This is a genomic window from Duganella sp. GW822-FHT06D06 (assembly GCF_058799615.1).
On sequence record NZ_JBXALQ010000005.1, the window covers coordinates 277156 to 290391 of the forward strand.

Consider the following 13236-nt stretch of genomic DNA (forward strand, 5'->3'; position numbering starts at 1 on the left):
GATTAATTCCCGTGATTTTGAAGCAAGCCAAGCAAAATTACAAACGTTGCGAAGGTATTGTTGCCGTTCTTTTCGCAAATGCCAGATATAAATCGTGAAGTCGGGCGATTTGGGGCTCCAAAGCCTCGATTCCGCCACCGTTTTCGATAATGTCGTCCGCCGCGTCCAGCCGTTGCTGGCGGCTGGCCTGCGCCGCCATGATGGCGCGGACCTGGGTTTCCGGCAGATTGTTACGCGCCATCACGCGCGCGATTTGCACTTCCTCCGGACAGTCTACCGCGAGTACGCGCGTAACCCGCGCACGCCAAGTGCCCGATTCGACCAGCAGCGGCACGGCGAAGATCACATAGTCGCCAGTGGCGGCCTCGGCGGCGGCGAGCGCGGCGTCGCGGATGCGCGGATGCAGGATGGCTTCGAGGCGGGCCTTGGCGCCGGCGTCGGCAAACACCAGGCTGCGCATGCGGGCGCGGTCGAGCGCGCCATTGGCGTCGGCGAATCCGGCGCCGAACTCGGCGACGATGGCCGGCATCGCCGCGCCGCCGGGCGCGGTCAGGCTGTGGGCGATCAGGTCGGTGTCGACCACGCTGGCGCCGCGCGCGGCGAACATATCGGCCACGGTGCTCTTGCCGCTGCCGATGCCGCCGGTCAGGCCGATGGAGAAGGGCAGTGTGCTCATCGTCGCCTTACAGGTAAGGATAGAAGGTGCGGGTGAACGCCATGATCGGATCGCGGTACAGGAAGATGATCAGGCCGGCCGCCGCCAGGTAGGGGCCGAACGGGATCTGGTAATCGAAGCCGCGGCGGTTGACCAGCATCAGCGCGATGCCGACCACCGAGCCCACCAGCGACGACATCAGCACGATGGCCGGCAAGGTCGCCCAGCCCATCCACGCGCCCAGCGCGGCCAGCAGTTTGAAGTCGCCATAACCCATGCCGTCGCGGTGACGCACCAGTTTATACGCCCAATTGACCGACCACAGCGCCAGATAGCCGGCCGCCGCGCCGATGACGGCGTCGTGCAGCGTGGCGAAAGTGCCGTTGAGGTTGATCAGCAGGCCGGCCCAGATCAGCGGATAGGTCAGGTCGTCCGGCAGCAGCTGGGTGTCGAAGTCGATGAAGGTCATGGCGATCAGCAGGTACAGGAACAGCAGGCCGGACAGGCCGGCCCAGCCGCTGCCGAAGTGCCACGCCACCACCGCCGACAGCACGCCGGTCAGCGCTTCGATGGCCGGGTAGCGGGCCGAGATCGGCGCCTTGCAGTTGCTGCATTTGCCGCGCAGGACCAGGTAGCTGAGCACCGGGATGTTTTCCAGCGCGGTGATCTGGTGCTGGCAGTGCGGGCAGGCCGAGCGCGGCACCATCAGGTTGTAGCGGGTGGTGTGCGGCTCATCCTTGCCGGCCTCGACGGCGCAATAGTTGTCCGATTCGCGCTGCATCATTTTCGGCAGGCGGTGGATCACCACGTTCAGGAAGCTGCCGAACAGCAGGCCGAACAGGCCGGCGATCAGGCTGATGGCGAGCTCGCCGGCGGGCGCAAACAACAGGGTTGGTTCAGGCATGGCAGGTCGGGCCGGTAGATAATCACAGAGGCCCATATTAAAGCATTACAGCAACATTGCGGGATGGTTTTTCAGCGCGCGCGGCCGGCGTCAAGACCCTCCTTGGGGATATGGAAACGCTATTGAGGTTATGGCAAGGTGGAGAGTCTGCCATTCTGCGCTGCGGAGTCCGCCTTTGCCCTCCCTTACCCCGCCCTTGCTGCTGGGCTTGTTGGTTAGCTGCCTGGTGCTGGTCGGCGTGCTGCTGGCCTGCCTGCGCGCAGCCTGGCGGCGCCGCCTGTGCCGCCAGGCGCGGATCGCGTGGCAAGAGCAAGCCGCTTTCGCTCTGCAGGATACCTTGCTGCAGAACATGCAGGGCATGATATTGCGCATCCAGGGCGTAGGCCATCGGCTGCCGGCCGGCAGCGCTGAACGCGCCACCATCGAAACCATCCTCGACCAGGCCGACGAAGCGCTGGCCGAAAGCCGCGACCGCATCCTCGCGCTGCGCGGCGGCATCGAGGTGCCGGGCCTGGAGGAGCAGGGCGCCAAGGTGTTGCACAAAGTCCCCGCGCGGCTGTGCTACCGGCAGCCGTGCCGCGGCGGTTGGCGGCGCCGGCTGGCGGCCTGGATGGGCCGCGCCGACAATGCGGGGTGAAACAGTTGGCGCGCCCGCACCTGCGCGCCGCTACCGCAGATCGAGCGGCCACGCCTGGTTGACGTTGATCGCGTTCAGCAGACTCGCGACAACCCGCCTGCTTTCGCCGAGGTCACGCAGCTTGACGTCGAGTTTTTCCACTTCGCGCTCCAATGCCGCCCTGGCGTCGGCGCAAGGATGGAATACCGGCTTGATGCCGAGTACGCAGGGTAGCAATAGGCGGATGCTCCGGATCTTCAATCCGGCCGCGCTGAGCACGCGGATGCGGTGCGCCGCATCGACCTCTTCGGGACCGTAATCGCGGTAGCCGGCATCGGTCCGCTTCGGCTTGAGCAAACCCTCGTGTTCGTAATAGCGCAGCATGCGCTCACTAACGCCGGTGCGGCGGGCCAGTTCCCCGATACGCATGATATCTCCTGAAAAATACGCTTGACCATGACAGCACTGTCAGAGTTTAGCCTGTTTCCAGCGGCGGGATAGTCCGCCGCCCAATTGGTAAAGGGACTTGCTCATGACACCTGCAAACGACACGTTTGACGGAACGTTTCCGTTCACGCCGCGCTTCAGCAACGCTGCCGGCTTTCGCATGCACTACGTGGATGAAGGACTCGATTCCGGGGAGGTCGTCTTGTGCCTTCATGGCGAGCCGACCTGGAGTTATCTGTTTCGCGATCTCATCGCGGCGCTGTCGGAGCGCTACCGTGTGATCGCGCCCGACCACATGGGATTCGGCAAGAGCGAGACGCCGGCAGACCGCACGTATTGGTTGCAGGATCACATCGACAACCTCGAACAGTTTGTGCTTGCCCTGGATTTGAGCGACATCACTCTGGTCATGCACGATTTCGGCGGTCCCGTCGGCATGGGGCTGGCAGCGCGGCATCCCGGTCGGATTCGTCGGATCGTCAGCACGAATGGCCCGACGCCGTTTGGCCAGAGCTCTTTGAACGATCGCTTGAACGCGAATGCCGCAGTTTCGCCATGGTTTCAGTGGATCGTTCGCGCTGAATCGCAGGGCCGCCTCAAGCCCGTGCTGGACGAACTGGGTTTCAATATCCTCAGTACCTTGAAGCTCAACGGTTTCGAGAACCATGGCCGTATCACCGATACGTGGTTGCGTGCCTACGGTTCACGTTTTGCCGTGCCTGCCGACAGCGCCGGGGCGCTCGGCTGGGCCCGAGGCATCGCGACCGGGGCCCATCGTTTCGAAGTTCCGGACGCAGCTGCGCTCGACGCGATCCGGTCGAAGCCGGCACTTGCGATTTGGGGCGATGCCGACCGAACCTTGGCTGCGGAGCACTTTCTGCCGCTGTTCAGCGAACTGTTTCCTCTGGCATCGATCCACCGGCTCAATGGCGTCGGCCATTACAGTCTCGAAGACGCGCCGCGGGAAATCGCCGACCTGATCGCGACTTTTTTAAATGCTACCGGCGTACGCCCGGACAGCTGCGCCGCGCGCTAGCCGAATCGGGGAAAATTCGAGGAAACAACGAGTGAGGTTTGGTATGAAAGCAGTCAGCACCTGTGCGCCGTCCAGCGACGGCAATCTGCGCGCGATCTACGCGATGATGTTCGCCGTCGCCATGTTCTCGCTGATGGACACGGCGATGAAGATCCTGTCGGCGCACTATCCGGCCATCCAGGTCGCCGCGCTGCGTGCGCTCGTCTCGCTGCCGCTGGTCGGCGCCTACGTGGTGTGGCTTGGCGCCGCCCGCAGCCTGCTGCGCGTGCGCTGGTCGCTGCATGTGGGGCGCGGCGTGATCGGCGTCGCCATGCTCTCGCTGTTTGCCTTCGGGCTGAAGCGCTTGTCGCTGGCCGAGGCCTACACCATCTTCTTTTTCGGTCCGATGATGATCACGGCGCTGTCGGTGTTCATCTTGAAGGAGCAGGTGCGCGTCGGCCAGTGGATCGCGATCGCCGTGGCCATGGGGGGCGTGTTGGTCGTGCTGCGTCCCGATGGTTCTGGCTTGTTGACCATCGGCGGGCTGGCCGTGCTGGCCTCGGCGGTCTGCTACGCGGTGTCGGCCATCTGGGGCCGCATCCTCGCGCGCACCGACAGCACCGGGCACATGATGTTCTGGCTGATGATACTGATGTCCATTGGCGGCGTGACCCTGGCCCTGCCGGGATGGGTGCCGCTGCGGGCGGATGATGGCTGGGTGCTCGCCGGCCTGGCGGTATCGGGCTTTCTCGGCCAGCTCGGCCTCACCACGGCGTTCTCGTCGGGCCAGGCCTCGCGCGTGGCGCCGTTCGAGTATTCGGCCCTGGCCTGGGGCGTGGCGCTCGACTGGCTGCTCTGGCAGGCGCTGCCCGACCGCTACACGCTGATCGGCGCGGCCATCATCATCGGTTCGGGCATCTACCTGCTACGCCACGAAACGCCAGATCCTCATCGGCTCAAAGGGGACCTGGCGCCGTAACGGCTAGACCACCGAACCGAGCTTGAAGATCGGCAGGTACATGGCCACCACCAGGCCGCCGATCAGCACGCCCAGGATCACCATGATGGCCGGTTCCATCAGGCTCGACAGCGCACCGACGGCCTCGTCCACTTCCTCCTCGTAGAAGTCGGCCACCTTGCCCAGCATGGCGTCCAGCGAGCCGGACTCCTCGCCGATGGCGACCATCTGCGTCACCATATTCGGGAAAACGTCGGCGTTCTGCATCGCCACCGTCAGGCTGGTGCCGGTGCTGACCTCGTTCTGGATCTTGCGGGTGGCGTCCAGGTAGACGGCGTTGCCGGCCGCGCCGCCCACCGAATCGAGCGACTCCACCAGCGGCACGCCGGCGGCGAACATGGTGGCCAGGGTGCGGGTCCAGCGGGCGATGGTGGCCTTGCGGATCACGTCGCCGAACACCGGCAGGCGCAGCAGCAGGCGGTCCATGAAGCGCTGCATCTGCAATGAGCGCTGCCACGCCCGGAAGAAGAAGTAGATGGCGCCGAAGATGCCGCCGAAGATCAGATACCACCAGGCCACGAAGAATTCCGAGATCGCCATCACGAACAAGGTCGGCGCCGGCAGGTTGGCGCCGAAGCTCGCGAACACTTCCTTGAACGCCGGCACCACCCAGATCATGATCACCGCCGTGACGATGAAGGCGATCGCCAGGATCGACACCGGATACATCAGCGCCGACTTGATCTTGGCCTTCATGGCCAGCGTCTTTTCCTTGTAGATCGCCAGCCGCGTCAGCAGGTCCTCCAGGATGCCGGCCTGCTCGCCGGCGCCGACCAGGTTGCAGAACAGCGGGTCGAAGTACAGCGGGAACTTGCGGAACGCCTGGTTCAGGCTGGTCCCGGTCTCGATATCGGCGCGCAAGTCCATCACCAGCTTGGACACCGATGGATTGGAGTGGCCCTTGCCGACGATGTCGAACGATTGCAGCAGCGGCACGCCGGCCTTCATCATCGTCGCCAGCTGGCGCGTGAACAGCGAGATATCCTTGTCGGTGATTTTCTTGCCGCTGCGGTAGGCCTTTTTCTTGACCTTGGTGACCATGATGCCCTGGCGGCGCAGGGTGACGTTGACCACGGCCTCGCCGCCGGCGCGCAGCTCGCCGCGCACGGTCTTGCCGCTCTTGTCCTTGCCTTCCCAGGAGAAGATCGATTCCTTGACCTGGTGGCCCGCGTTGCCCGATGTCGCCATGGAGTTTGTCCTATTCGTTGGTACAGCCGAGCACTTCTTCGAGGCTGGTCAAGCCGTTCCTGACCTTCACCAGGCCGGACTGGCGCAGCGACTTCACGCCTTCCTCTTCCGACTTGGCGGCGATCTGCATGGCGTTGCCGTTGGCCAGGATGATGCCTTCGATGGCCGGCGTGATCGGCATGATCTGGTAGATGCCGACCCGGCCCTTGTAGCCGCCGCCGTTGCAGCGCTCGCAGCCGACCGGGCCGTAGGGCTTCCAGCTGCCGTCCAGCTCATGCTGCTTGAAGCCGGCCTTGAGCAGCAGGTCGTTGGAAATGTCCACCGGCTGCTTGCAGGTGCACAGCCGGCGCGCCAGCCGCTGCGCGGTGATCAGGATCACCGACGAGGCGATGTTGAACGGCGCCACGCCCATGTTCATCAGCCGCGTCAAGGTCGACGGCGCGTCGTTGGTGTGCAGCGTGGAGAACACCATGTGGCCGGTCTGCGCCGCCTTGATGGCGATGTCGGCCGTCTCCAGGTCGCGGATCTCGCCGACCATGATGATGTCCGGGTCCTGGCGCAGGAAGGACTTGAGCGCCACCGGGAAGGTCAGGCCGGCCTTGTCGTTGACGTTGACCTGGTTCACGCCCGGCAGGTTGATCTCGGCCGGATCTTCGGCGGTGGAGATGTTGATGCCCGGCTTGTTGATCACGTTCAGGCAGGTGTACAGCGACACCGTCTTGCCCGAGCCGGTCGGCCCGGTCACCAGCACCATGCCGTACGGGCGCTGGATGGCGTCGAGCAGCAGCTCCTTCTGGTCCGGGTCGTAGCCGAGCGCGTCGATGCCCATCTGCGCCTGCGTGGCGTCCAAAATCCGCATCACGGTCTTTTCGCCGAACAGGGTCGGCAGGGTCGAGATGCGCAGGTCGATGGTCTTGGTCGGCGACACGATCAGGCGCATGCGGCCGTCCTGCGGGATGCGCTTTTCCGAGATGTCCAGCTTGGCCAGCACCTTGATGCGCGAGACCAGCTTTTCCTTGATCGAGATCGGCGGCTGGGCGTGCTCCATCAGCACGCCGTCGACGCGGAAGCGCACGCGGTAGAATTTTTCGAACGGTTCGAAGTGCAAGTCCGAGGCGCCCATGTTGACGGCGTCCATCAGCATCTTGTTGAGGAAGCGCACCACCGGCGCGTCCTCGACATCGTTGGCGCCGGCATCGGCGGCCGACTCGGCGGCGGCCGCCTCTTCCTCGGCGAACTGGATGTCGGACTCGTCGCCGCCCAGGTCGCTGATCGCTTGTTCGCTGTCCTTGTTCAGGCGCGCCAGCAGTTGCAGCAGCACGTCGTGGGCGACGATGACGGGTTCGACGGTGGACTCGGTCTGGAACTTGATCTGGTCCAGCGCCTGGATATTGGTCGGATCGGAAATCGCCACCGACATCTTGTTGCCGCGCTTGGCCAGCGCGATCACCCGCTGCGCCTGCATCAGCTTGTTGTCGATGATCTTGCCCGGCAGCGCGTCGAGGTTGAGCGCCTGCACATCCATCAGCGGATAGGCGAAGGTTTCCGAGCAGAACATGGCCAGCGCGCGGGCGTCGATGGCGCCGCTGGCCAGCAGCACGTCAATGAAGGCGTGCTTGTCGGCGACGGCTTTTTTTTGCAGCATGTCGGCCTGGGCCGCGGAGAGGCGCCCGGCTTGCATCAATGCCCGAGCCAACCCCGGCATCGGGGCGCCTGGCGCGGCGTTGGGTAGGACTGCTGCCATAGATGCGTCTGCTTGATGGTGAGGGCCGGATCACGGAATGATGCTCTCAGGCATCATATTTGTAAAGCCGTATGACGCCTCAAGGAAACGATTGTACTCCGCAGTGTTGCGTTTGCCGCATCCGATGGTGTGGATTAGTGAGCGCGCTTGCTCGCCGGGCGTATCAATTTGACGACTTTGATGGCCTGGTCGTGCACTTGCACCACTTCGATGATGCAATTGGCGACTTTGATGCTGATCGGCGCGTCTGGGATTTCTTGCAACAGTTCCAGCATCAGGCCGTTCAGGGTCTTGGGGCCGTCCAGCGGGAAGTTCAGGCCGAGGCGCTTGTTGATGTCGCGCAGCGCGGTCGCGCCTTCCAGCAGGCACTCGCCTTGCTCGGTCCAGCCGAAGGAGTCGGCGCGGGCCGCGCCCGGCATCGATGTCGTAAATTCACCGATCATTTCCTCGATGATATCGTCCAGCGTGACCAGGCCCTGCACCTCGCCGTACTCGTCGACGATGATGCCGAGGCGTTCCCGGTTCTCCTGGAAGTACTGCAGCTGGGTGAAGACGCCGGTATCCTGCGGGATGAAGTAGGGCGTGCTCAGCAGTTCGCGGAAATGCTCGACCGTCAGCTCGTCTTCCTGGTTCAGCAGCGCCACCGCCTTGCGCACGTGCAGGATGCCGATGATGCGGTTGATCTCGCCTTCGTAGACGGGCAGCTTGTTATGGTAGCAGGTGGTCAGCTCGCGCTTGATCTCGTCGACCGTCAGTTCCAGGTTCAGCGCCTCGATCTGCGAGCGTGGCGTCATGATGTCCTCGACCGAGATGGTTTCCAGGTCGAACAGGTTGAGCAGGATGCTCTTGTGCTTTTGCGGGATGAAGTTGCCGCCTTCCAGCACGATCGAGCGCAGCTCTTCCGGCGACAGGCGGGCCTCGTGCGCGTGGGCGCCGGCCTTGATGCGGAACAGTTTGAGCACCAGCGAGACGAACAGGTTGACGAACCAGATCACCGGCTTGGCCAAGGTCATCAGCGGCTTGAGCACCATGCTGGTGGGCAGGGCGATCTTTTCCGGGAAGGTGGCGCCGATGACTTTCGGCGAAATCTCGGCGAACACGATCAGCAGGAAGGCCACCACGGCGGTGGAGATGGTGATGACGTTGTCGTCATGGCCGAAGGACTGGATGGCGATGGCGGTGACCAGCGCGGTGGCCATGGCGTTGATCAGCGTATTGGCGATCAGCACCAGCGACAGCAGCTTGTCGGTGCGGTCGAGCAGCCACAGGGTGGTGATGGCGCCGCGGCTGCCGCGCTTGGCCATATGGCGCAGGCGATAGCGATTGGCCGCCATCAGCGCGGTTTCGGCCATGGCGAAGAAGGCCGAGCACAGTATCAGGAGAGCGAGCGCAAGAAATTGCACCCAAAACGGCACGGTATCCAAGGGTCACCGTAAAGAATCATGCATGGGAAACTGGTCGGCCTGATTACTGCACCGGCCCAGACGGCATGGCCCAAAACGCGGCCACAGAGCTACGGATTCTAAGGCAAGCCCGGCTTACATGCAAGTTTGCCTATCTTAGCTGGGGGTCAAGTCTGACATTCGGACACGCGCTCAGCCGTTGCAGCTGCTTACGGCTGAGCACGTGTCCGAATGTCAGACTTGACCCCCGGGGTTTTGCAACATGATGGCCAGGGCGGCGGTGGGGGCGCCATTTTCCTGGCGGGCTGTCAGCGCTTCGACGGACTTGAGCTGGAAGCCGGTCGCGGCGGCCAGGCGTTCGATGTAGGCCTGGCTGTGGGCGTAGCGGTTCGATGGACGCAGCACGTAGTCGGCGCCGTCGCCCGCTTCCACCGTGAAGCAGAAGTGGCCGCCTGCGCGCAAGGCGCGTTGTACGCCGGCGAAGACCGGGGCCAGGTCGCCGATGTAGACCAAGACGTCGGCCGCCACCGCCAGGTCCCATGCATCACGCTGGCCGTCGAGGTAGCTCACCAGGTCGTCGCGGGCCAGGCTGTCGTACAACTGGCGTTCGGCAGCCTTGTCCAGCATCTGCTGCGACAGGTCGACGCCGGCCAGGCTGCGCGAGTAGGCCTTCAGGTATGGGCCGCACAGGCCGGTGCCGCAGCCCAGGTCCAGCGTGTCCAGTTGATCGGCGCCGACGGTGCGGCGGATCAGCCCGTCCAGATAGGACGGCGTCTGGTAGTCCAGCACTTCCACCAGGTGCTGGTCGAAGTGGTTGGCGTACTGGTCGAACAGCGAGCGCACGTAGTCGGCCGGCAGCACGGCGGGCGTGTCGCCCACGCCCAGCGAGGCCAGCGCGAAGGCGATGGTTTCGGGATTGTCGCCATGCGCCAGCGCGGCGCGGTAGGCGGCGATGGCTTCATCATTGCGCTGCATCGAGCGCAGCGTGTTGCCGCGCGCGTAGTGGGCCAGCGCGTAGCCCGGCTTGAGCGCCAGTGCCTGGTCGTAGCTGTCCAGCGCGGCGTCGAAGATGCCCAGCCGCTGCAAGGCCGCGCCCTGGCCGTTGTAGGCCTCGGCCCATTGCGGCCGCAGATGGATGGCGCGGTCGAAACTCTCCACCGCCTCCGGCAGCAGGCGCAGGCAGTGCAACGCATTGCCGCGTGCGAACCAGGCGTCGGCATTGCGGTCTTTAATATGCAGCGCGTCTTCCGCCGCGCCCAGCGCGTCGAGATAGCGGCCCTGGTCCTGTAGCACGATGGCGCGGTTGCAATGGGCTTCGGCGTAGGAGGGCTGGATCGCCAGCGCGCGCTGGTAGCTCAGCAGTGCTTCATCGAGCCGGCCCAGCCGGCGCAGCGCGTTGCCGCGATTGCTCCAGGCCATGGCGTAGTCGGCTTGCAGGGCGATGGCGCGGTCGTGGCTGGCCAGCGCATCGTCGGCGCGGCCGGCGTCGAGCAGCGCCACGCCCAGATTGCAATGCGCCTTGGCTTGCGCGCCGTCGATCGCGATCGCTTGCGAGATCAGCGTGATGGCCGTCTGCGCGTCACCCTGCTGGCGGGCGATCACGCCCAACAGGTGCAGCGCGTCGAATTGGCGCGGGTCGAGTTCCAGCACCTGGCGGTACAGCGCCTGCGCCGGCTGCAGTTGGCCCTGTTGATGCAGTTCCACGGCTTGTTGTAGAAATGACGCAGTCAGCGCCGAATTGGTTCCAGTCATAGTGCGGGCATCTTAGCCGATGCGCGACTGGCGCGGCTGAATTCTCTCCAATTGTTATTTTTTAACAAGCTTATCAATCATGGTAGTATTTTTGGAAATCAAAAGATACCGGGGCGATAAATGAAAAGAATGCTGGCCAGCGCGACATGCGCCGTATTGCCGCTGTTAGCGCACGGTGCCGGGCCCGCGCTGATACCGATCCAGGCTTTTGTGCAGGAAGAGCAGTACTACAATCCGCGCATCTCGCCCGACGGCAAGCATCTGGCGGTTACCGTGCGCGTGCCGGTCGGCGCGCGCACGGTGCCGATGCTGTCGTTCTACAGCTTGCCGGGCATGCAGCTGGAAAGCACGGTGCGCATGCCGCTGTTCATCGTGCCGATCGACTATCACTGGTCCAGCAACAGCCGTCTGGTTGTCGAGGAGGGGGAGGAGGTCGGTACCCGTGAGCGGCCGCAGGCGACCGGCGAGATCGTGGCGATGGACTATGACGGCACGCACCAGATCTATATGCACGGCTACCAGATGCTTACGCTGTCCAAGCAGAACGCGCGTTATGGCAACGACTGGGCGTATGCCACGGTGGTCAACTTCCCGACGGTGCGCAATAGCCATGTGCAGATCGGCAGCTATCCGTGGGACCATGAATACAGCGCGCTTTACGATTTCGACAGCCGCAATGCGATCCGCAAGCTGGTAGCCGAATTGCCATCGCAGAATGCGGGTTTTGTCGTACGAAATGATGGAAAGCCAGCCTACGCTCACTCGACGGACAAGGAGGACTACCAGCAGCTCTGGCACTTTGACGATGTCGCGCAAAAATGGACCGTCGTAGCGCAGCCCAAAGGCACGCAGCTATTCCCGAAGGCATTCAGCGCCGACGACAAAGAATTCGTCGGATGGTATTCGGAGAATGGCGGGGAGGACAAGCTGGTGCGCCAGAACGTGGTCACCGGCCAGCGTGCGGTTATCGCGGAGGATGCGCGAGGTAGCTTGGGTGACTTGATGTATGGTTCCAGCCGTGCGCTGCCAATCGGCGTGTTCACACGATCCGGTCGGCCGCGAATGATCTATCTCGATCCAACCCATCCGGATGCGATCTTGCACCGGGACCTGAGCGCACAATTCCCGGACGCGACCGTCAAGCTGGACGGCGCCACCGACGACGGCAACACGCTGCTGGCGACGGTGCGTAGCGACCGCGATCCCGGTGTGGTTTATCTGTATGACCGCAAAACGAATAAAGCCGACCTGCTACTGACCTATAAAGCCGCGATCGATCCGGATGCCATGGCGGCGCGCCAGCCGATCAGCTTTACGGCGCGCGACGGCCTGCGGATCGACGGTTATCTGACGATGCCGGTGACCCAAGGCGACCAAAAGCCGCCGCTGATCCTGCTTCCGCATGGCGGCCCGCATGGTGTTTACGATAGCTGGTATTTCGACACCGATGCGCAATTCCTGGCTAACCGTGGCTATGCGGTTCTGCAAGTGAACTATCGTGGCTCCGGTGGACGCGGCGACAAGTTCAGGATCGCCGGCTATCGCCAATGGGGAAGCAGGATCATGGACGATCTGGTGGATGGCGTGCAGTGGGCGGTAGGCCAGGGCAAGGTCGATGCGACGCGCATGTGCGTGTATGGCGTCAGCTTCGGCGGCTACGCGGCGCTGATGCTGGCCGCGCGCGAACCTGACCTGTTCAAGTGCGCCGTAGGCTACGCCGGCATTTACGAGCTGCCGCTGATATACAAGGAGGACCGCGCGCAACTCCATGAGCGGATCGCCAATACCTACAAGCGCTATGTCGGCGAAGATGCGACCGAGCTGGCGAAGTTTTCACCCACGCGCCAGGCCGCCGCCATCAAGGCCGGCGTGTTGCTGATCCACGGCGGCAAGGACAAGACCGCACCCAAAGAGCATGCCTTCATGATGAAGGAGGCGATGGAGAAGGCCGGCCATCCGCCGGAATGGTATTACGTGGACTACGAAGGCCACGGCTTCTACGACACCGCCAACCAGACCGAGGTCTATCAGCGCATGGAAAACTTCTTCGCCAAGTATCTCGGCAAACCCAGGTAATCAGCTGCCGCGATAAGTCGAATACGCCCACGGCGAAACGACCAGCGGCACGTGGTAGTTCTGGTCGGCGCTGGCGATGCCGAAGGCCAGCGTCACCTCGTCGATAAAGCGCGGCTCCGGCAGGTCCACGCCTTGCGCCGCGAAGTAGGCGCCGGCGCCGAACACCAGCTCGTACTTCCCCGGCTTCATGGTCGCGCCTTCCAGCAGCGGCACGGCGCAGCGGCCGTCGGCGTTGGTGACGTCGGTTTTCAGCAACTCGCGGCCCTGTGCCGTGACGGCGTACAAGGCCACCTTGACGCCGACGCCTGGTTTGCCAACGGTAATATCGAGAACGTGTGTACTAAGCTTGCCCATGGTAAGTCCTATATCGGTAGGTAATAAGTATCTATTGGACAAATCATATACCGATGCTGTTCTA

Annotated in this window: 12 protein-coding genes; 4 read left to right on the forward strand and 8 right to left on the reverse strand. The window is 63.5% G+C overall.

Annotated elements, in window-relative coordinates; all coding sequences use genetic code 11:
• Nucleotides 1–37: 37 nt before the first annotated feature.
• On the reverse strand, nt 38–676 hold the full coding sequence (gene coaE, locus AC1RMD_RS11955) for a dephospho-CoA kinase (RefSeq protein WP_492926842.1): 639 nt from the start codon (nt 674–676) through the stop codon (nt 38–40).
• A 7-nt stretch (nt 677–683) separates the two neighbouring features.
• Entirely contained in the window at nt 684–1559 is an 876-nt protein-coding gene (locus tag AC1RMD_RS11960) for a prepilin peptidase (RefSeq protein ID WP_492926843.1), read from the reverse strand.
• Nucleotides 1560–1734: 175 nt separating this feature from the next.
• Here AC1RMD_RS11960 and AC1RMD_RS11965 point away from each other — a divergent pair, with 175 nt between their 5' ends.
• Nucleotides 1735–2196, forward strand: a complete 462-nt coding sequence (locus AC1RMD_RS11965; RefSeq protein ID WP_492926844.1) for a hypothetical protein — start codon at nt 1735–1737, stop codon at nt 2194–2196.
• Between the two features lie 30 nt (nt 2197–2226).
• Here the strand turns inward: AC1RMD_RS11965 and AC1RMD_RS11970 are convergent, their stop codons facing one another.
• Nucleotides 2227–2604 (reverse strand): MerR family transcriptional regulator, encoded by a 378-nt coding sequence (locus AC1RMD_RS11970; protein ID WP_492926845.1) that lies wholly within the window; start codon nt 2602–2604, stop codon nt 2227–2229.
• Between the two features lie 103 nt (nt 2605–2707).
• Here AC1RMD_RS11970 and AC1RMD_RS11975 point away from each other — a divergent pair, with 103 nt between their 5' ends.
• Together AC1RMD_RS11975 and AC1RMD_RS11980 are read left to right on the forward strand one after the other, a co-directional pair.
• On the forward strand, nt 2708–3658 hold the full coding sequence (locus AC1RMD_RS11975) for an alpha/beta fold hydrolase (RefSeq protein ID WP_492926846.1): 951 nt from the start codon (nt 2708–2710) through the stop codon (nt 3656–3658).
• A 103-nt stretch (nt 3659–3761) separates the two neighbouring features.
• Nucleotides 3762–4616 (forward strand): DMT family transporter, encoded by an 855-nt coding sequence (locus AC1RMD_RS11980; protein WP_492926963.1) that lies wholly within the window; start codon nt 3762–3764, stop codon nt 4614–4616.
• 3 nt (nt 4617–4619) lie between these two features.
• On the opposite strand, the gene AC1RMD_RS11985 is transcribed toward AC1RMD_RS11980, so the two are convergent.
• The 4 genes from AC1RMD_RS11985 to AC1RMD_RS12000 form a co-directional block, all read right to left on the reverse strand.
• A complete protein-coding gene (locus tag AC1RMD_RS11985) occupies nt 4620–5843 on the reverse strand; it encodes a type II secretion system F family protein (RefSeq protein ID WP_492926847.1) in 1224 nt (407 codons plus the stop codon).
• A gap of 10 nt (nt 5844–5853) precedes the next feature.
• Nucleotides 5854–7587 (reverse strand): type IV-A pilus assembly ATPase PilB, encoded by a 1734-nt coding sequence (pilB, locus tag AC1RMD_RS11990; RefSeq protein ID WP_492926848.1) that lies wholly within the window; start codon nt 7585–7587, stop codon nt 5854–5856.
• 134 nt (nt 7588–7721) lie between these two features.
• Nucleotides 7722–9011, reverse strand: coding sequence for an HlyC/CorC family transporter (locus AC1RMD_RS11995; protein WP_492926849.1), 1290 nt, complete (start codon nt 9009–9011; stop codon nt 7722–7724).
• 213 nt (nt 9012–9224) lie between these two features.
• Nucleotides 9225–10694 (reverse strand): tetratricopeptide repeat protein, encoded by a 1470-nt coding sequence (locus AC1RMD_RS12000; protein WP_492926850.1) that lies wholly within the window; start codon nt 10692–10694, stop codon nt 9225–9227.
• Between the two features lie 168 nt (nt 10695–10862).
• On the opposite strand from AC1RMD_RS12000, the gene AC1RMD_RS12005 reads away from it, so the two are divergent.
• A complete protein-coding gene (locus tag AC1RMD_RS12005; RefSeq protein ID WP_492926851.1) occupies nt 10863–12818 on the forward strand; it encodes an alpha/beta hydrolase family protein in 1956 nt (651 codons plus the stop codon).
• On the opposite strand, the gene uraH is transcribed toward AC1RMD_RS12005, so the two are convergent.
• Entirely contained in the window at nt 12819–13172 is a 354-nt protein-coding gene (gene uraH / locus AC1RMD_RS12010; protein ID WP_332851375.1) for a hydroxyisourate hydrolase, read from the reverse strand.
• Nucleotides 13173–13236 lie beyond the last annotated feature (64 nt).